Origin of the sequence: Limnofasciculus baicalensis BBK-W-15 (genome assembly GCF_024178385.1) — a bacterium.
GTDB lineage: Bacteria > Cyanobacteriota > Cyanobacteriia > Cyanobacteriales > Coleofasciculaceae > Limnofasciculus > Limnofasciculus baicalensis.
Genome location: NZ_JAMZMM010000072.1, coordinates 1 through 20,340, shown reverse-complemented (window position 1 = coordinate 20,340; position 20,340 = coordinate 1). Strand labels below are relative to the sequence as shown.

Annotated in this window: 18 protein-coding genes and 1 pseudogene; 13 read left to right on the top strand and 6 right to left on the bottom strand. The window is 41.3% G+C overall.

The genetic code is table 11. The features are described 5' to 3' along the window. The 4 genes from NJ959_RS09680 to NJ959_RS09665 all read left to right on the top strand — a co-directional run. The coding region (locus tag NJ959_RS09680) for an RNA-guided endonuclease InsQ/TnpB family protein (RefSeq protein ID WP_254011549.1) at window positions 1–371 on the top strand (371 nt) is incomplete at its 5' end. Window positions 372–374: 3 nt separating this feature from the next. After that, window positions 375–695, top strand: a complete 321-nt coding sequence (locus NJ959_RS09675; protein WP_254011548.1) for a hypothetical protein — start codon at window positions 375–377, stop codon at window positions 693–695. A 48-nt stretch (window positions 696–743) separates the two neighbouring features. Further along, window positions 744–1,454, top strand: a complete 711-nt coding sequence (locus NJ959_RS09670) for a hypothetical protein (protein WP_254011547.1) — start codon at window positions 744–746, stop codon at window positions 1,452–1,454. A 53-nt stretch (window positions 1,455–1,507) separates the two neighbouring features. Further along, on the top strand, window positions 1,508–2,146 hold the full coding sequence (locus NJ959_RS09665) for a tetratricopeptide repeat protein (RefSeq protein WP_254011546.1): 639 nt from the start codon (window positions 1,508–1,510) through the stop codon (window positions 2,144–2,146). 341 nt (window positions 2,147–2,487) lie between these two features. Here NJ959_RS09665 and NJ959_RS09660 read toward each other — a convergent pair whose 3' ends face one another. Together NJ959_RS09660 and NJ959_RS09655 are read right to left on the bottom strand one after the other, a co-directional pair. Next, window positions 2,488–3,009: a cupin domain-containing protein gene (locus NJ959_RS09660; protein ID WP_254011545.1), complete on the bottom strand. Its 522-nt coding sequence runs from the start codon at window positions 3,007–3,009 to the stop codon at window positions 2,488–2,490. A 219-nt stretch (window positions 3,010–3,228) separates the two neighbouring features. Next, on the bottom strand, window positions 3,229–3,849 hold the full coding sequence (locus NJ959_RS09655; RefSeq protein WP_254011544.1) for a hypothetical protein: 621 nt from the start codon (window positions 3,847–3,849) through the stop codon (window positions 3,229–3,231). 181 nt (window positions 3,850–4,030) lie between these two features. On the opposite strand from NJ959_RS09655, the gene NJ959_RS09650 reads away from it, so the two are divergent. The 8 genes and pseudogenes from NJ959_RS09650 (at window position 4,031) to NJ959_RS09615 (ending at window position 15,905) form a co-directional block, all read left to right on the top strand. Further along, a complete protein-coding gene (locus tag NJ959_RS09650) occupies window positions 4,031–4,180 on the top strand; it encodes a hypothetical protein (protein ID WP_254011543.1) in 150 nt (49 codons plus the stop codon). An 18-nt stretch (window positions 4,181–4,198) separates the two neighbouring features. After that, window positions 4,199–4,459 (top strand): annotated as a pseudogene (locus tag NJ959_RS30120) (type III secretion system chaperone family protein); the annotation flags it as partial. Window positions 4,460–4,474: 15 nt separating this feature from the next. After that, window positions 4,475–4,747, top strand: coding sequence for a hypothetical protein (locus NJ959_RS09640; RefSeq protein ID WP_254011542.1), 273 nt, complete (start codon window positions 4,475–4,477; stop codon window positions 4,745–4,747). 161 nt (window positions 4,748–4,908) lie between these two features. Next, on the top strand, window positions 4,909–7,410 hold the full coding sequence (locus NJ959_RS09635; protein WP_254011541.1) for a GH116 family glycosyl hydrolase: 2,502 nt from the start codon (window positions 4,909–4,911) through the stop codon (window positions 7,408–7,410). 385 nt (window positions 7,411–7,795) lie between these two features. After that, complete coding sequence (locus NJ959_RS09630; RefSeq protein WP_254011540.1) at window positions 7,796–9,694, top strand: adenylate/guanylate cyclase domain-containing protein; 1,899 nt, start codon at window positions 7,796–7,798, stop codon at window positions 9,692–9,694. 340 nt (window positions 9,695–10,034) lie between these two features. Then, complete coding sequence (locus NJ959_RS09625; RefSeq protein WP_254011539.1) at window positions 10,035–10,859, top strand: transcription factor RcaD; 825 nt, start codon at window positions 10,035–10,037, stop codon at window positions 10,857–10,859. Between the two features lie 125 nt (window positions 10,860–10,984). Beyond that, window positions 10,985–13,084 (top strand): P-loop NTPase family protein, encoded by a 2,100-nt coding sequence (locus NJ959_RS09620; protein WP_254011538.1) that lies wholly within the window; start codon window positions 10,985–10,987, stop codon window positions 13,082–13,084. Window positions 13,085–13,223: 139 nt separating this feature from the next. Then, window positions 13,224–15,905 (top strand): DNA translocase FtsK, encoded by a 2,682-nt coding sequence (locus NJ959_RS09615; protein ID WP_254011537.1) that lies wholly within the window; start codon window positions 13,224–13,226, stop codon window positions 15,903–15,905. A gap of 312 nt (window positions 15,906–16,217) precedes the next feature. On the opposite strand, the gene ahcY is transcribed toward NJ959_RS09615, so the two are convergent. From ahcY to pdxA, 4 genes are all read right to left on the bottom strand, one after another. After that, window positions 16,218–17,495 carry an adenosylhomocysteinase gene (ahcY, locus tag NJ959_RS09610; protein ID WP_254011536.1) on the bottom strand — a complete coding sequence of 426 codons (1,278 nt, stop codon included), beginning with the start codon at window positions 17,493–17,495 and terminating at the stop codon, window positions 16,218–16,220. 193 nt (window positions 17,496–17,688) lie between these two features. Beyond that, a complete protein-coding gene (locus tag NJ959_RS09605; RefSeq protein WP_254011535.1) occupies window positions 17,689–18,546 on the bottom strand; it encodes an RNA-guided endonuclease InsQ/TnpB family protein in 858 nt (285 codons plus the stop codon). A 3-nt stretch (window positions 18,547–18,549) separates the two neighbouring features. Beyond that, a complete protein-coding gene (locus NJ959_RS09600) occupies window positions 18,550–18,693 on the bottom strand; it encodes a hypothetical protein (RefSeq protein WP_254011534.1) in 144 nt (47 codons plus the stop codon). Between the two features lie 49 nt (window positions 18,694–18,742). Continuing rightward, window positions 18,743–19,879 carry a 4-hydroxythreonine-4-phosphate dehydrogenase PdxA gene (pdxA, locus tag NJ959_RS09595; RefSeq protein WP_254011533.1) on the bottom strand — a complete coding sequence of 379 codons (1,137 nt, stop codon included), beginning with the start codon at window positions 19,877–19,879 and terminating at the stop codon, window positions 18,743–18,745. Between the two features lie 222 nt (window positions 19,880–20,101). Here pdxA and petM point away from each other — a divergent pair, with 222 nt between their 5' ends. Then, window positions 20,102–20,206 (top strand): cytochrome b6-f complex subunit PetM, encoded by a 105-nt coding sequence (petM, locus tag NJ959_RS09590; RefSeq protein ID WP_254011532.1) that lies wholly within the window; start codon window positions 20,102–20,104, stop codon window positions 20,204–20,206. Window positions 20,207–20,340: the final 134 nt, after the last annotated feature.

The window sequence follows — 20,340 nt, the reverse complement described above, 5'->3', positions numbered from 1 at the left end:
CTCATGAGAATTTAAACGTCAAAGGTCTTGCTCGTACCAGATTGGCTAAATCTGTGTTGGATGCTGGGTGGTCAAGCTTCCTGTCAATACTGACAAACAAAGCCGTAAACGCTGGTTTGTTGGTTATACCAGTAAGCGCCCATAATACATCACAAGATTGTTCTAATTGCGGTGAGAAAGTACCTAAAAAGCTGCATATTCGCTGGCATGACTGCCCTCATTGTGGTTTTTCTCTTGACCGCGATCATAACGCGGCGATAAATATAAAAAATAGAGCGGTAGGGCATTCCGTTCTTAAAGCCAAACGCCTCCTAAGCAATAGCCGGACTGGTTTGGAAGCCTACACCATACCTGTACCCAGGTTGGTGTAGGAGATGTCACTTCCCATAACATCTGATCCGACTCTGCCAATAGCTCTAGTCTTCAAACAGGCTTGTGAAAATCTTTTACCCGAAGCTGCTTTTATTGCTACTCACATTTATGATTCAGAGTTAGATTGGATTTTGGATAGAGAATGGATGATCCTGGCTAAGGATGCTACGGCACTCGCTGACGAACGATTTGGTTTGCTTTATTTGAATGAGGAAATCAGTCAGTATTGGATTCATCATCCGCAACGAGATGAGCGAGACAACCTGCCAGTTGCCAGTGGTAAACTTGTGTTTGCTGGCAGAGATGATCTGCGGTGGTTTTAAACATAAAATACCTCTAACTACGTTCATATCTCCAAGAGCAAATAAATTATGGGCACTGAAAAATTTAACCCAATAGAACTTCCCATAAAACCACTCTATGATACTTGGACTTGGAATCAAGACGGTGGCTGTTGGGGCATAACTCCATCCATCAATCTCACGTCTATTTGTACTCCAGAAGTTAATGAATGGTACGCTACTAGCTTGACTAAAACCCTAGATGCTTTCGACAATTTGGTTCGTGCTTGGCTAGTCAAGATTAGCCCTGGTGCTAGAGATGACGTTGAGGTGATTCACCTTGAATGGCAGGAGAAAGAATCCTACCAATTGTACTTAGAAAAAGTACTTAATACTATCCGAACTTATCCTGCTCCTGTCTACGAACTTTCAATAGATGTAGATTTATTTGTGTATGTTCGTACTGAAGAATATCCCAGTAAGCCGATTCAATCCTGGGTGAGATTACCTCACAGCGAATTAGTAATTTGGGGAGGACAAGCCCATCCAGCAGATCCATTCCTCTATTTAGAGATTTGTCACACTCTATTTGGACCAGGAAACAAAGAATACGGTCCAATTACTGGACCATATCCTGAAGAGGAGTTTGAAGAACCTTTAGATGACAATGAACTACAATTGCTAAATCAACCACTACTGGAAAAGGCTTTAAAACGTTGGGAGGAATATTTTGGTTCCATTACTGAAGTGGATGGTATTCCGGGAATTTATAAGTATGGATTTTTAGTAGAGCCTTATTGAACTTAGTCAATCTATTCAGGAGGCAGCTAATAGTTATCGCAACTGGATACTGAATGAGAATCAATGAATTGAATTATTCTGAATTAGAGGAATTGGTTAGAGAAGAAGACTATCAAGGTGCTGAAGCTTTTTGTCAGAGCGTATTAGAGACAGGCGTTGATAATTTATTTTGGCAAACACAAATTGGCTATATATGTTTTTTAAACGAGACTGACATTGAGGCATACTACGAACGCTCACCATCAGTTTTTCAGTCTTTGGTAATTCAATATCCAGAGGATGCCAATGCTCATTTTTGGCTGGGGTACATCTATTGTATTGTTTTCAATGATATAGATAATGCCAGACAGCAACTAAGAGAAGTGTTAAAGATAAATCTCAATCATCCTTACGCTAATCTCGTATTAGCTAGTATCCCTGATACTGAAGATAGTGCAGAACTTTTACGGCGGGTGTTACAGCAGCAACCAACAAACTTTCGAGCGCTTCGTCAAATGGCAGATTTGTTGCTAGTATCAAAACAAAAATCTGAAGCTTTGCAGTTGCTGAGAATAATACTCACGCACGAAGCTTACATCGAGCAAAACTATGGCATTATGAACCTGTATATAAATGAGGTATTGACGGGTGCAACTAACCAACAAACTTTCCGGGAAGGTGTTGAAGCAAACTTAGCGCAATTGGAGGGTTAAAAAATAGTGAAGGCAATTTTAAAAAAATATCCTGAACTTGTAAGCATCGGAGATGCACTTGATACCTACCGCCAGGGGCTTCCAATTACTTTACACTGTCTTTCTTGCAGTCAACTCCTGAAAGTAACTGAGGTAGTAGCTACAGGTACATTATCGGTAACCTGTGGTAATGGATGCACCAATTTCCGAGCCAAACGTAAATCTTGAGCGCATGAAGGGATTACGATAGTAAACCAAGCCGAGTTAGATTCTCTCCGCTGAAATTGGATAATTCTTAGATTCAACTAGCACAGCTAGAACAATTGATTAGTCGTCCTTAAAGTAAAATAGGATCGCAATTTTCATTCTTCATCCAAAACTCCCCTCTCTTTTCTCCTTTCCTCAGCTTTCACCATTCTCTCTTTCAATTGCGCATTTCTAACCACAACCTCTGAATTCCCCCGATACCAAGGGGGAATATCATCATAATCTGGAATCCCATCATCAATCAAATAACGAGAATTAGGATTTTCTGGATACCCTTGGGCTACTCCACCCGCACAGATAACGAATAATCCTGTATCAGAGTTCGCCTTCAATGCTCTTTTTGTCGATGGAGAAACTCTAATTAAATCACCTTTTTTGATTTCAATAAGTTCACCGTTAAGTAACATTTGTCCTTCCCCTTCAATCACAATATATACTTCTTCTTGTTGCGCGTGGGAATGAGTAAAAGTATAACCTTCATTAGGGGGTAATTTAATTAAGCCAATCGCCACTCCATGTAAATTGAGTTTGCGCCAGGGATTGGTAAGATGGGGTAAGGTTTCAAAGTTATAGTGGACAAGAGTAAAGTCTTCGTTGTTTGGTAGATCTTGGTTCATGAAAACTTATCGAGAAAAATACTAGTGTTTGACAGTAATGCGAAAATTTATTTTTAATTATAGCAAATGCGGATTGAGGGAAATGAAGTAGGTAGGAACGCAGAGTCTTTGTACGACTCCAAAACACGAAGCCTAGCTAGAGAATATGGGATGGCTCTAGTTGACATTGGCCTTAGTGGCTTGAACGATTATGGGTTGGTTATTTTGCATGTTATTCACCTAACTACTAATTCTCTGCCTTAAACTAAAAGAGTATCGAGTTGATTGAATATTGGCAACATAATGGAAGGGGCGATTATCTGAGGCGAGAAAACCTGGCGCTCTTAAAAAAATGACATTGCCTGGTTGTGTGGCAATTTGAACAGGATTAGTTCCTTGACGGTTACTACATAGATAAAAATCTCCCATTCCACCAATATTAAAAATACATACTAAATTGATAGCGCTGCGCCAATCTCGATGGGGTGAAACACCTAGCCTCCCTGGTTGATAACACTGAAGTACTCTCGAATTGAAATAAAGCCGAGAACTAAAGGGATAAACAGGTAATCCTGCTAACTGCTGATCTATCAGAGTTTGAAAAGCAGCTACCAGCTTCAGATAAAGTGAGTTAGGTGAGAAACACTCGTTGGAACTGAAAGCTTTGACAACTGTATTTACTCCTTCACCAACTATACCATCTTCTGGGATGAAGCTGAAATATTTCGTTTCTTCAAGTAAAGCTAACCTGAGTTGATCCCGGAGTAGAGGAATTGAAACTCCTCCAGTGGTTGATAATGCCTCAATAACTTCAGCGATCTTGAAAAACTCTAGCTTAAAGAAATCTGATTCATTTATCATACATTGAATTATTTATAGATTTTATTTTAGTTTAACGCAGCTTCAGGATTGGTCAAGGCCGCGATCAGTTGCTTTTCTCGTAATCCTGGTGCAATTTATGATATTGTGATATTCTTTGCCAACCGTGGTAGCCAGACTCCCTAGCAACAATCCTATCTGTGAAAGAACAGAATAACTCCACATGACCACCCAAACCGAAACTTACCAAATAGAGACCGATAAAAATCGAGATTATCCCCAGATTTTTGATGCAGTTCTCAACTTCTTCACTTCCTATAACTGGACTTTTACTAAATTAGAAGAGGAATCGATGTTACAACTCCGATTCTAAGGCAAAAATGGTGAATGGGACTGCTATGCAAAAGCCAGAGAAGAAGAATCGCAATTTGTATTTTACTCCCTTTGTCCAGCTAAAGTCCCAAAACCGAAACGTCGGGCAGTAGGAGAATACATTGCCAGAGCAAACTATGGCACAATTATTGGTAATTTTGAACTTGACTTTGCTGACGGAGAAATTCGCTACAAAACTAGTATTGATATTGAAAAAAATAGACTCCCACCAACACTAATCAATCGGTTAGTTTATACTAATGTTAGGATGATGGATGAATATCTACCGGGGATTATGTCTGTAATTAATGGTGATGAGTCTCCAGCAGAAGCGATTCACCTAATCGAAGATATTGAATTATCTCCACCACCATCCGATCCTGACATATCAAATAATTTAGCAGATAATCAACCCCCCACAACTCCTCAGAGGAAAAAAGTTAAATCCAAACCATCTCCTCCAACAGAATCTCCACCACCATCCCCAATACAAGCAACTGAATCGGAAAAATTAGGTAGATTAACCAAAGAAGAAATGTTAAAATTCCGAGATCGTATTCCCAGATAATTATCCTAGGAAAAAGCAGAGAAAAAACCAACAGAAACAATGTGGTGGTGCGATTAAGGTGATGGCAATTATCCGAAATGCTGGTGGCGCGAGTGCGATAGCGTTGCGCCTTCGGGCTTCCCTGGAGTCAAGCAAGGCGATCGCGCTGTAAGATCGTAAGTATGATCTATCCACCCCGTCACCCAAACATCCCTAACTCTACCTGGCAACGTCCCCTCGGACTTGGCTGGGAAAAACCCTATACTGTCCGCTATCCTAGTAACCTAGATGATGGCCCTTGGCATGGTATGCCTCTTGGTGGTTTTGGCGCGGGTTGTATCGGGCGCTCTCCCAGAGGAGACTTTAATTTATGGCATTTAGATGGCGGAGAGCATACTTTCAAGAGTCTCCCCGCTTGTCAGTTTAGTATTTTTGAACAAGCCGAAAATTCCCCACCCCAAACTTATGCTCTCTGTACGGAGCCACCGGAGGATGGTAGTCTCGGTTCATGGCAATGGTATCCCACTGTAAGAGCAGATGGAAAAAATCAAGAAGTTATCCCATCCACTCCCCACTCCCCACTCCCCAATACAGGAACTTACCATGCTCTCTATCCTCGGAGTTGGTTTGTTTATAATGGCGTTTTTCAGACTGAATTAACCTGCGAACAGTTTTCGCCGATTTGGGCTGGCTCTTATCAGGAAAGTAGTTATCCGGTTGCGGTTTTTGAGTGGACAGCTCATAATCCTACAGATACTCCGATTACTCTAAGTATTATGCTCACCTGGCAAAATATGGTGGGTTGGTTTACGAATGCGATACCCCCCCAACCCCCCCTGAGTGAGGGGGGGCTATCTGGCGTTCCCGTGCGAGTGAGGGATGATGGCAGTCCAGTATATGAGTATCAACCTCGGTGGGGTGATAGTACAGGCAGTTTTAATCAGTGGATTGTGGATAATTTCCGGGTGGGGTGTTTGTTAGATCGAGTTAGATTGGGGGATGATGTTCAGGAAGGAGAGGGACAACTCTGTTTTGCGACTGTCACTAATCCTAGTATGGAAGTTTTTTACCACGGTCGCTGGCATCCCGCTGGAGATGGCTCAGAGGTTTGGGATAGCTTTGCTAGTGATGGTAGTTTACCAGATATCCAAGATGAGACACCTGCTGCTCCTGGGGAACAAATTGCGGCGGCGATCGCACTGAGGTTTACAATTCGTCCTGGTAAAACTCGCAAAATCCCTTTTATCTTGGCTTGGGATTTCCCCGTTACTGAATTTGCTCCGGGTATTAATTATTACCGACGCTATACTGATTTCTTCGGACGGACAGGGAATAATGCTTGGTCAGTAGTTCGTACTGCGATCAAACATAATGAGCTATGGAAAGAGCGGATTGTCTCCTGGCAAGAACCGATTTTAAAGCGAGAGGATTTGCCTAACTGGTTTAAGATGGCTTTGTTTAATGAGCTGTACCTCCTGGCATCTGGGGGGACAATCTGGAGTGCCGCAGACGATCGCGATCCGATTGGACAGTTTGGCGTATTGGAATGTCTGGATTATCGCTGGTATGAAAGTCTCGATGTCCGGCTGTATGGCTCTTTTGGTTTAGCCATGCTATGGCCTAAATTGGATAAGGCGGTATTGGAAGCTTTTGCCCGTGCGATTCCGACAAGTGATGATAATTCACGTATTATTGGATACAATAATATGCCTGCTATCCGTAAAATTGCGGATGCTACTCCCCACGATTTAGGCGCACCAAATGAGCATCCTTGGGAGAAGACTAACTATACTAGTTATCAGGATTGCAATCAGTGGAAGGATTTGCCCTGCGATTTTGTCTTGCAGGTTTATCGGGATTTTGTTTTAACTGGGAAGACAGATATTGAGTTTTTGTGGGAATGTTGGGCGGCAATTGTCCAATCCCTAGCTTATCTGAAAACCTTTGACAAAGATGGGGATGGGATTCCAGAAAACTCAGGGGCACCGGATCAAACCTTTGATGATTGGCAATTGAAGGGAATTAGTGCCTATTGTGGTGGTTTGTGGTTAGCAGGATTAGAAAGTGCGATCGCAATTGGTGAAATCCTAATTCAGAATTATCCTCCACTATCGCCCATCTTAGATGTACCACTACCAGAATCTATTCAACAAACTATTGATAATTATCGCCAATGGTTAAAACAAGCACAACCGCTGTACCAAGAAAAACTCTGGAATGGGGAGTATTATCGATTAGATAGTGAAAGTGGTTCAGATATCGTCATGGCAGATCAGTTGTGCGGTCAATTTTATGCTCGGTTATTGGCATTACCAGATATTGTACCCCCTGAATGCGCTCAGTCTGCTTTGCAAAGTGTTTATGAAGCCTGTTTTTTAAAGTTTTACAATGCTAAACTGGGAGCAGCTAATGGGGTGAAACCAGATGGCACACCCGCTAATCCTGATTCCACTCATCCCCTAGAAGTCTGGACAGGGATAAATTTTGGGCTGGCGGCATTCCTGATTCAATCCGGGATGAAGGATGAAGCCTTAAGACTTACAGAAGCTGTAGTGCGTAACGTTTACGAAAACGGACTGCAATTTAGAACCCCAGAAGCGATTACAGCGGTAGGGACATTTCGCGCTAGTCACTATTTGCGGGCTATGGCAATTTGGGCTATTTATTTGGCGATTGGGGAGTAGGATAAGAGCGGAAACGGTAAAGGGAGGATTAGGGGAAGATCCTCTCAATATTTCATAAAATTACTATACAACCAAAAAGTTTCTGTAAATTTACTGACATTTACCTGATTTATCCCTCAAAGGGTGAATCAGTAGAATGGGGGAAGATGAGTAGGGCGTGTCTTCAAAGTCCAAATTTTGTGGTAGAGGCGAATGCCCTGGATTTGGACAGAAAACCTTGGATTTCACCGATGACTTATTGCCCAAATCCAGGGCATTCGCCCTTACACAGTTTAAAAACACGGCATAGTTTCCTATTGCCAAAATCAAGGGATATGGGGTTAAATGATAGATAGTAGCATCTGCATAGGTATAGATTGTTAAGTTTATTGACGGCTACCTCCTGATGAAATTCTCCGGTGTGCGAAAAATATTAATGGTGACAGGCGGGGTTTTTCTCTTTGCATTTATGTTGGGCAAAGCTCAACCTCTTGATTTCAATGAACATAATCGCTATGTCGATAATATTAATCACCTTAAGGAAATTGATGGCGAAATTGATCGAGAAATATTGAAAGCAAAATCCGGAATCACCAAAGATTACAAACCCATTATTAATGATTTCGCAACGAGGAAAGATTATGAACTACAACTGCAATTAATTCCTAGGTTTATCGATCGCCAGTGTCAGCGTAAAATAAACAACAGTTTACAAGCTTATATGGAACTATTGCAGCAAAAGGAACAGTTGTTTGAAGAGTTTAAAGATAAAAACTCAATTCTGCAAAATTCTCTCTCCTATTTACCAATCGCAGTGAGCGAGTTTTCTACCAAGGCGGCTGAAAATTATAGCGATAGTCAATTGGCTACGGAATTGAATAACCTCTTAAAAGATGTTATACTTTATAACTTCTATAGCACCCAAGAGTCTAGCAGTGAAGATTTAACCGCCAAAATCAACACTCTTATAGAAAAAATTACCCAACTGAAAGGGGAAAGTACAGAGTATACTGACTTGGATACTGCGATCGCGAATGCTAAACTGATCGTGGAGAATCAACCGCAGGTTAATAGTCTGGTAGCGCAAATTCGGGTTATACCAACCAACCAAAGTAGTGAAAAGCTTTCCGAATTATACGATGTATGTTCTCAAGAAGCGATCGACACGACTAATATTTATCGGATTGTGGTATATGTAGTATCCGCTGTCTTAACTGCGAGTATTTCTATCTATACTATCCAGAAACTGAGGAAATCTGCCGCAATTGTTGAGGAAGCTGAGGAAAAATACAAAAGCATTTTTGAAACCTCGGTTGAGGGGATTTGTCAAACAACTACTGACGGAGGCTACATTAGAGTTAATTCCACCTTAGCCCAAATTTACGGTTACTCTTCAGCGGAGGAATTATGTGGTAAGATTAATGATATTGGGCGGCAATTATATGTACAGCCCCATCGTCGGGATGAGTTTGTCCAGGGTATTCAAAAGCAAGGTTCCGTATCGGGATTTGAGTCGCAAGTTTACCGGAAAGATGGTAGTACGATTTGGATTTCGGAAAAGGCAAGGGCGGTTTGCGATCGCCAGGGCAATCTCCTGTACTATGAAGGGACAGTGGAAGATATTACGGTACGGAAGGCTTGGCAAGAAGCCTTGCGGAATGAACAGGAACAATCAGATCGCTTACTGTTAAATATTTTACCGCAATTGATTGCCGAGCGCTTGAAACAAAAGCAAAGTACAATTGCTGATAGTTTTGATGAGGTAACGGTTTTATTCGCTGATTTGGTTGGTTTTACAGAGTTAGCATCTCGCTTATCTCCTACCCAACTGGTGGAGTTACTGAACCAGATTTTTTCGGCATTTGATGAGTTGAGTCAAGGGTATGGATTAGAGAAAATTAAAACTATTGGTGATGCTTACATGGTTGTGGGTGGTTTGCCGAAACCGCGAAGAGATCATGCGGAGGCAATCGCTCAAATGGCACTGGATATGCAGAAAATTATTAGTCACTTCAATACTCAGAATAATCAAGCACTAAGTATTAGAATAGGTATTAATACTGGTCCGGTTGTGGCTGGGGTGATTGGCATTAAAAAGTTTAGTTACGATTTGTGGGGAGATACGGTGAATACGGCATCCCGGATGGAGTCTCAAGGAAAGGCGAATAGAATTCAGGTGACAGAAGAAACATATCAGCGATTGAAAGATAAGTTTGTATTAGAAGATAGAGGAGAAATTCCGGTTAAGGGAAAAGGAAAAATGCAAACTTACTTTTTAATTGGGAAGATTGATGGGGATAAGTAGATGTGGTGATTTTATAGTAATTTTCAGGTATATGAGGTGCCCAGAAACCGGGTTTCTTTGAGAAACCCGGTTTCTGTGGTGTATTTCATAAACCTGTAATGTTGTTTAAGTAAAATTGCTGTTAGCTTACCAAGTTGTGGTCTAATGTGCTACATTTAATAGATTTGAGTAGGTTGAGTTGAGGTAAGCAAAGCCAATACCCTCATCAGTTTTGGCTTGCGCGATCGCGAGAAATCAACCGATGCTATACAAGAATTAGAGAATCTGTGATATCTATATGTACTGTTGTATCCGGATTCAGGCTAGAGTAGTATTGAACAAGTGAGGCAAGACTAGTCTGATGGAAACCAATGAACTGAAATTCCTCTTGATATTGCTGGGTTGTAGCGATTACCGTTCTCCTCTTGCAGCCAAGTGGTTTGACAGCATTAAAAGTAAGGAAAAAATTGTCTGCGATTTAGGCGAGCGCGGTTTGGTAGATTTTGATCGCGGAATTGCTTCGGTTAAAATTTTGCCGCCGGGAGAAGCCATCGTCGAGGGCAAAGAAGAATTAGCCCTGACACCGAAGCAATTGAGGATACTCGAGAATATAAGCAAGGCTGTTGAAAAAATCGCGCCCAGCAAAATTGCTGGGAAATCGATCAAGTCAACGGAACGAGATGCAATTCTCCAGAAGTTTCAGGAACAGGGATTGATTGAAATTGAAAGAGCAATCAAACGGCAGAAAGCGGAAGTTTGGCTAACTGAAACAGGACAAGATTATCTGCGGGATGAGTTTGTGCCCGAAACTGGGACTAATCCTGCTATTAGTTTCAATTTGATGACGAATTATCTCGGTTTCTTGCGTAAATTTATACAGAAACCAGAAAATTATTCTGCGACTGTAATAACTAACAAGCTGAGTGATGATGAAATTTTACAAATCATTCGGGATTTAGATAAAGAGTTGGGGACAGATAATTATTTGCCAATTTTCCACCTGCGGGAAAAGTTACAGCCACCATTCTATAGGAAGGATTTGGATCGGGTACTCTATCGCCTTCAACAAGAGGACAAAATCGATATGAGTTCCTTGCAAGAAGCAAGTGCCTATACTCCCGAACAAATTGATGCTGGAATTCCTCAAGATGTCGGTGGCTCCCTATTCTTTATCAGCGTGAACTAAGAATATACAGTCTTAGAGGTTAGGAATCAACCCCGCTAAAGAAACCCGGTTTCTTTGAGAAACCTAAAGAAACCCGGTTTCTTTGAGAAACCGGGTTTCTAGTACACACTAAAGAAATCCGGATCATGACATCGATTAACGAGATAATTAAACGCGAGGTTAACCCATTCGATCTAATCAATCTTAAGCCAGGTAACTTTTGGGCAGAAAAGCAAGAATCAACTCTGACTGTAGATTCAATTCATCAAGAAGTAGTTGTTGAAGTTGAAGGAATTCTCGATCTAGTTGCCAACGATAATCGGAGTCGTACTCTATTGCTATTAGGCGACTCTGGTTCCGGCAAAAGTCATTTATTAGGTCGCATCAAACGCACCTTCAACTCTAAAGCTTTTTTTGCCTATATTAGTCCTTGGGCAGATAGTGACTATATTTGGCGGCATACCCTGCGCTATACTGTGGATAGCTTAATGCAAACTCCAGAGGGGGCAGAAGAATCTCAACTAATGCTTTGGCTAAAAGGGTTGTCTGCTTTTACCAAACGTAGCATAAAACAGCGAATTTTTGACGATCATGTTTGGCAGTTATTACAAAGCGATCGCAAAAAATTCATCAAACACCTCAAGACTACCTACCAAACAGAAAGGATCTACAATTCGGATCGCTTTTTTGGCGTATTACACGATCTTGCAGATCCAGAACTTTATCTCTCAGCCTGCGAGTGGCTGCGGGGAGATGATTTAAGTGATGAATCGATGGCAGACATAAATGTGAAACACTCCATCGATTCAGAAGATGCTGCGAAAAATATTCTGGCAAACTTCGGCAAAATTTCCACCGCCACCCACCCCATTGTTTTATGCTTCGATCAACTTGATAATATTCCTAAGTTGCCTGATGGATTTCAGGATTTTCAATCTTTATTTAACGTTAATACAACAATTCACAATGATGGCTTGAAAAATTTTCTGATTGTGATTAGTCTAATTACAGATACCTGGAGACGAAATCGCGATCGCATTCAGCAAGCGGATAAAGTGCGCTCGGAACGCGCTATTCAGCTAAAACGTATTACCTTAGATCAAGCCTCAGCACTCTGGGCTTATCGCCTACAACCTCTTCACTCTCAAGCTAACCCTCAGCCTGATTCGCCAATTTTTCCTTTAACTCGGCAATTACTAGAGGAGGAGTTTCCTGGTGGCAAAACTCTCCCCAGATATGCACTCAATTTAGGGAAGCAGGAGTATCACAATTATAAAAATAAGCTATTAATTAATATAACTCCACCTCCTACCAAAGATGAAAAAACAGTAGTAGGAGATAAAAACCCAGTAGAAGTAGGTAAAAAATTAACAGGAGCAGCGGAAACAAGAGTCGCAGCAGAGGAAAAATTAGCAGAATTTAAACTACTCTGGCAAGATGAATACAAAAAAAATCAATCAAAAATAACAAAAATTACGATATTATCCGCACCGGAGATCGTCCGGATGTTGCAAGAATCCCTAGCTGCACTAGAAATTACAGATATTAAACCCAAACTTTTAAGCGGCAATTCAGCCAGTTATTCCTTGAGTTATCAACACAATGGCAAGCAGATAGGAATAGTTTGGACAGAAGACGCTAACATGAGGAGTTTTTGCAGCGTGATGAATGCTTGCCAGAAAGCAGTGGAAGAGAATACCTCTATAACACTTTTTCTGATTCGTGCCGCAGGAGTTGGACAACCAAAACTCGAAGGGAACAAAATATATCGAAAAGTTTTTAATAATTCTCAACATCATCATATTAAACCAAATCTGCTTTCGGTTCACTACTTAGCCACATACCATAGCTTAGTCAATTCGGCTTTGGCAAGTGAATTAGTCGTTGCCGGGAAAACAGTTAATCTAGAACAACTGCAATCTCTGATTCGCGAGTCGAAAATTTTACATAACTGTAATCTATTGCAGGAGTTAGGGATTGTTTATGAAAAGCCAAAGGATAGAGAAAATGACAAGAGTGAAGCTTTGAATAAAGAGGTGAAAGACTTTTTATTGAATTTAATCACAACCCAAGGCTTATTATCGAAAACTATTTTAATTCAGAATAGTATCCACCAGTATCCTCAAATCAATCAATCCCAAGTAGAAAATCTAATTCAACAGCTATGTGAATCTAAACAAGTTTCCATTATTAATCCAAATGAACCTCCTGAAGAACATTTAGTCTGTTTAATACCTCAAGGTTAATTTATCATTTATAGATATAGTAGGGTGCGTTACATAACGCACCCTAACGATTTAAAAACCTTTGCGTACCTTTGCGGAAGCCTTTGCGCTCTTTGCGTAAAAAAAAATATATTATTAGTGTAAACAAATTCCATATCCTATGCCCTATCTAACATCATCTAATGAAATCAGCTCGCTGATTACCCAACTCACATCATATCCCATCCTCTGGTTGGATACAGAAGTTGCCGATTGGGATACTCCTAACCCCAGACTCTCTCTGATTCAGGTATTAGCAAATCCCACAGATTTAACAGGGGAGTGCGCTTATGTTATGGATGTTTTAGATAAGCCCGAATTGGTGAGTGATTTTGTCCGCCAAATTATGGTAAATCCCCAAATCGAAAAAGTCTTTCATAATGCTAGTTTTGATGTCAGATATCTCGGCGGTAAAACTCAAGCTGTTAACATCACCTGTACCTATAAAATGGTCAAAAAATTGACCAGGAATAAACAGCAAAATTCTTTACAGGTATCCAATAAAAAGCTCAAAACCTTAGCAGTAGAACTTTGCCACTTTGACTCTGTAGATAAAGAGGAACAAGCAAGCGACTGGGGCAAACGTCCCCTTAGAGAAAAGCAGCTACAATATGCTAAAATGGATGTGGTTTATCTGGCTCATGTTCATCGAAGTTTACTGGAATGGCAGGGGAGAGATAACCGGGATCGAGAGGAAAATTTATCAGAACCTTTAACTGTGAAAGCGCAAGATACCCCCTTCAGCGTTACCCATGTCAGAGTTGCCTTTGAATGTCCCCGTCTGTTTTACTTGGTATATCGATTTGGAGGAAGAAATCTATTTTTACCACCAAATCACCAGAAAGGAATTGGCAGTATATTTCACAAACTTGCTGAGGATTTTATCCAAATTGCCAAGGGAGATCCTCAGTTTACAGCATTATTTGAAGCACCAATAGAGGAGTTAAAGGTAGATGCAATCGCATCCCAAATGCAGCAGCTATTTTATAATATAGTATTCTTTCCTTACCTCCAATTTTCTATTAAAGAAAACCCTACTCAAGCCACCGCACTCCATCAAATCTGGCAAGGATTAACTAAACTGATTCCCCACTGGGCGGCATTATTAGTGAAAAATCGTCAATATTGTCAGGCTGATACACTGATTAATAAGACATTTATTGCTAGCGAGTTAAAAATAGACCATACATTTACTTTGCCAGATAATATCCAACAAAAGTTAACTGGAAAATTAGATAGTTTAGTCTTCAATTTTGAGGATAATCGCCTTGGTGTAGTGGAGTTCAAAACATATCAACCTGTCGAAGTATCTGCTCAATTAGCCCAGGTTGCCCTCTACAGTTATCTCCTTTGGCAAAAGGAAAAAGTACCAGTTGATTCACGAGTTTACTGTGTTTTACCAGAATTTAAAGAGTATCACTATACTTGGGAACAGTTAGAAAATACCGTCCATCAACTAACTACTTATAAACTACAACAAATGCGGGAATGGTTAAGTTGGGAAGCACCACAACCTAATCCTCCTCCGCCGACAACTCAGTCTCATTTATGTGATATTTGTCCGCAAAAAGAGAAATGTCAAACGTTTTTTAATGAGGAAAACCTAACCGCCCAACCCCCTTCCCTTCATAGCTTGCTTCCCCGCAGGGGTGGGAAGGGGGAGGAAGATTCGCCTGTTATTTCACCCCCCTTAACAAGGGGGGCAGGGGGGGTAAAACCAGCAATAGATCCCGATATTATCGGGAACCAATTAGTAGAAACTCTGGCATCTTTTAATATAGGTGTTGAATACTTAGGTGCGACAATCGGTGTAGCTTTTATTCGAGTTAAGCTAAAACCAAATAGTGGTGTAAAAATCAACTCCATTCTCAAATTATCCGCTGACTTACAAGTACAATTAGGGATAGCCAATCCACCGCTGATTGCCCCACAGCCAGGATATGTCAGTATCGATTTACCTCGGAAAGATCGCCAAATTGCTAGTTTTCAAGATTATATTAAATTTGAGCCAAAATCTGTAAATAATCCAGTACGAATTGCTATTGGTGTAGATCTAAATGGTAAATTAATAGAAGCAGATTTATCAGATCCCAATACCTGTCACTTTTTAGTTGGTGGCACAACAGGTAGTGGGAAAAGTGAGTTTTTGCGATCCCTGCTTCTTTCCCTCCTCTACCGTCATTCGCCCAGCCACCTCAAAATTGCCCTTGTAGATCCCAAACGAGTTACCTTTCCAGAATTTGAGCAAATCCCCTGGTTGCTAGCCCCAGTAGTGAAAGATAGTGAAAATGCGATCGCATTAATGGATAACTTAGTCGCAGAAATGCAGCGGCGTTATCAAAAATTTGAACAATCTGGCTCTCCTCACCTAGATGATTACAATAAATATCTAATTAAACAACAAAAATTACCCATACCTCGCCTAGTCTGTATATTTGATGAATATGCTGACTTTATGACAGAAAAAGATACTCGCAATCCACTCGAACAAAGTATCAAACGCTTGGGTGCAATGGCAAGGGCAGCAGGTATTCACTTAATTATATCTACTCAACGTCCAGAAGCTAAGGTTGTTACCCCCATTATTCGTTCCAACTTACCGGGAAGAGTTGCCCTTCGCACTGCTAGCGAAGCAGATTCAGCTATTATTTTAGGTGGAAAACAAACTGAGGCAGCTTATTTGTTAGGTAAAGGGGATTTACTATATCAAGTGGGTTCCCAATTGCAGCGGTTGCAGAGTTTATTTGCTCAAACAATTGAATTAAAGGAAATATCTAATATAGATAATCAAATATTGAAGTGAAGTACAATAGCGCGTAAAAGTACCAAAAGGTCATTAGCCCTCCTTTGGATTATTCTACCACGATCGCTGAAATGACGCAATCTCGTTAATAATTAAGAATAAATCTCAATAAATTTAACGAAGTTACGGCACTTTCAGCCTTTAGTCATTTGTAAAGTTATGTAAATTACTTTTGTTTTCAGGGAGAGGGGGTTGCGAGAGAGGGGAACACCCCTGTTTCTCGAAGAAACCGAGTTTATGGTAAGCGCTACAGAATCGCTTCAGATACCCGACTTCTTAGAGAAGTCGGGTATCTAGCCTTCACAAATCAATCTAAGTGCCAGAAGTCCAAGAGTTCATATACTCAATTTGCTCTGGTGTCAAAGTATCAATGTAAATACCCATCGCCTCCAACTTCAGTCGTCCAATTTCCTTATCCACTTCAACCGGAATTGAGTGCAATCCTGGCGCTAACTTACCCTTATTCTTGACTAAATATTCGCAAGCTAAGGCTTGGTTAGCAAAGCTCATATCCATTACAGCACTAGGATGTCCTTCGGCGGCAGCTAAGTTAATCAAACGCCCTTCACCTAATACGACAATAGACTTACCACTTTTCAGGATATATTGCTGAGTGAAGTTCCGCACCTGCTTAACTTCAGTAGAATTAGCAGCCAGAGATTTCAAGTCAATTTCAATATCAAAGTGACCAGAATTACATACCATCGCCCCATCTTTCATCACATCAAAATGTTCTTGACGGATGACATGCTTATTCCCGGTGACAGTAATAAATAAATCGCCTTGGGGTGCAGCTTCACTCATCGGCACGACCCGGAAACCATCCATTACGGCTTCAATAGCTTTAATCGGGTCAATTTCGGTGACAATTACATTAGCACCCATACCCCGTGCCCGCAAAGCAGTACCTTTACCACACCAACCATATCCAACAACTACAGCAGTTTTACCTGCAAGTAGAACATTAGTGGCGCGGATAATCCCATCTAGGGTAGATTGACCAGTACCATAGCGGTTATCAAAGAAATGCTTAGTATCAGCATCATTAACATTCATTGCCGGGAAAGTCAATACCCCGTCATTGAACATTGCCTTGAGGCGGACAATACCTGTGGTAGTTTCTTCCGTAGTACCGATAATATCAGGAATTTGGTGTTGACGTTCCTGAATCAAAGCCGCTGTCACATCACTACCATCATCAATAATGATATGGGGTTTGTGATCCAGAGCGATTTGGACGTGACGGCTATAGGTTTCGCTATCTTCTCCCTTAATAGCAAAGACAGGAATACCATAATCCGCAACCAAACAAGCCGCAACATCATCTTGGGTAGACAGAGGGTTGCTGGCAATTAGAATAGCATCCGCGCCACCATTTTTGAGCGCGATCGCCAAATGAGCCGTTTCTGTTGTCACATGGCAACAAGCGATTAAACGCAATCCGGCGAAAGGTTTTTCTTGAGCAAAACGATCTTGAATTTGCCGTAGCACAGGCATTTCCCGCCCTGCCCATTCAATCCGCTGTTTGCCCATGGGGGCTAGGGATAAGTCTTTAACTTCGTACTTGAGTAGTGTAGACGTTGCAGTCATGGATTTGGCTTTTTGCAAAAAGTAGCATTGCCATCTTAACCTCTTCTAGGAAGTGAGGTGTGGGGAATTGGGAATGGGGCAGCGGATGCCGTATCGGGGGGTGTGGGGCAATCACCGCGTTTATTGCAAAGGATTAAGCAATCTAAATTATTTTGGTTAAAGCGAAAAAACCTAACTTGGTAGATCGTTAGTCCTAACTATCCAGTCGAGAGGCTGTCACGGTATAGCTTACCGCCGTTTCTAAATTCACAGAAGCATTGAAATCTCTGTCCGCATCATTATTACAAGTTTCACACCGGAAAACTCGTTGAGATAGTGACAAAGACTCTTTAACTACACCACAGTTAGAACATTTTTTGCTCCTGGGAAAGAATCTATCTACCACCACCAATTGACTGCCATAAAGTTGACATTTATATTCTAACTGACGACGGAATTCAGAAAATCCCATGTCCGCAATAGCTTTGGCTAATTTGTGATTCGCCATCATTCCTGATACATTCAAGTCTTCAATCCCGATAACGCCGTGGTTTTTAGCGATATAGGTAGTAATCTTATGTAATGTATCATCCCGAATGTTAGCGATGTGTCTATGTAGCCTTGCTATTTTAATTTGAGCTTTTCTCCAATTATTGGAACCCTTGACTTTTCGGCGATTTAACCATTGGATTCTGGCTAACTTGGTCGAGAGTTTTTTATAACTCTTCGCTCCTTCAAACACCTCCCCTGTCGAGAGAGTTGCCAGGTGGTTTATGCCTAAATCGATCCCCAAAAACTCAACTAGATGTTTTAAAGCATACTGGGGGGCGCATTTAGATACTTCATAGTACCAAGGCTTTTCTGATTTTACCATTGCCACCAAGAGTTTATGTAAGTCAATGGCTGTGGGAAACTTTAACTTTTCCAATGGGTATTCCCGATTGTGAGTCAGAATATTTTGGCATAATGCCAATCCCCAGTTGTAAGCATGACGCGCTACTCCAGCGTGCTTGGCTAAAGTGACGCGCTGTTGGCGATTGAGTTTGAGTTCGGTTTTGAACCCTAGAAGCATATGTTAGCCTTTATCAGTGTTTATTAATAAAACTGTATTAATTGAGTTTTCATCTAATGCTCCTTGAGCAGTAGCAATACCCATTGCTAGCTTTGCTACCATCTCCGGTAGTGGCACATCTAGAAGTTCTTGTCCAACACTTGGCATATTTTATTCCTCTTCATAAAATTCCTTCGTCGCTGGAAACTCCGTGTCTTTAGACCGGAGAAATTTTAAGATTAGATTCTCCAACCATAGAGCTATCAACCCTCATTCCCCGCTGATTGACCAATTCCATCCCTAACTGAATCGCTGCTTTCATACTAGTCGCATCTGCAATCCCTTTCCCTGCAATGTCAAATGCTGTACCATGATCGGGAGAAGTCCGGACAAAGGGTAAGCCAATCGTTGTATTAATTGCTCGATCGAAGGCCATTAATTTAACTGGAATTAATCCTTGATCGTGGTAAAGTGCTAGATAAGCATCTGGAATATTTGGGATTGAAGCATCTCTGTACCAAGCTTTACCCGCCCTCACCCACATAGTATCTGGTGGTACTAGTCCATCTAATTGTAAGTTAGGATATTTTTGTCGTTCTGCCTCTAACCAAGGAATTAGCCAATCTTGTTCTTCTCTACCAAGTTGCCCCGCTTCGCCACTGTGGGGATTTAATCCAGAAATCGCAATTCGCGGTGTGAGTAAGCCAAAATCAACTCGCAAACATTCTATCAGTAACTCCAATTTAGCTGTCATTAACTGAGGACTTAGGGTTTGGGAGACTTGACAAAGGGGAATATGTGTGGTAGCCAAAAGGGTACGGAGCAACCAACCTGTATGAGGCGATCGCGCCACGAATAACATACCAAATTTTTCTACTCCAGCATATTTAGCCAGAACTTCCGTTTGTCCAGGATAGTCGTATCCTGCGGCTTGCCAGAGGGATTTGGCAATCGGTGCGGTGACAATACCATCAAACTCACCTGCGATGGTACGTGCGATCGCAGTTTCCAAATAAGCAAAACTTGCCGCACCACTCGCCGCATTTCCTAGACCTAGGGTAATTTGACTCTCGGTTAATGGATCTAATTTAATGTCAAGAATAGATAATTGCTCTGGATTCGCTAGAGGATAGGAATTCCCTAAGATATGCCGCAGGTGAGTATAAGTTCCTTGCAGTAGCGAGCGACTGCCGATGACAACAATATCGCAATTGGTGGTAACTTCTGAATCAGCTAAGGCTTTCAGTACCACTTCAGGTCCAATTCCCGCAGGATCTCCTAGAGTCACAGCTAATCGGGGACAGCATTGCTTTTGGTTAAGGTTTTTTGTAAAGAAAGTTTTCTCACTTCTCATAAAATTCACCCTTTGTAAGTGATAACGAATCAGTTGTTACACGAGGTTCCCTTCAAACATAAAATGTAGGACAGGCATCTTGCCTGTCAAGATTAGCTCAAATCGCCCATCAGTAAAGGAACAACGAACAACGAACAACAAACAACAAACAACGGACAACAGACTAATCGATGATAGAATTGTTACAAAATTTTGCGCAAACCTGCGAGGAGATGAGAAAACATGAATCCTGAGATGTTCAATGCCGCCTTTTTATCCTTTTCCCTAATTTTCGTGGGATTAGGCTTAGGCTTTTTATTACTCAAAAGCCAAGGTGGCGAGGAATAAAGGGGAGTAGGGAGTGGGGATTGGGGATTGGGGGTATGGGCGAGTCGCCGCAATTATAGCAGATTGCAGGTTTATGAAGTACCGAAGAGAAACCTGGTTTCTTAAAGAAACCGGGTTTCTGCGCTACACACCAT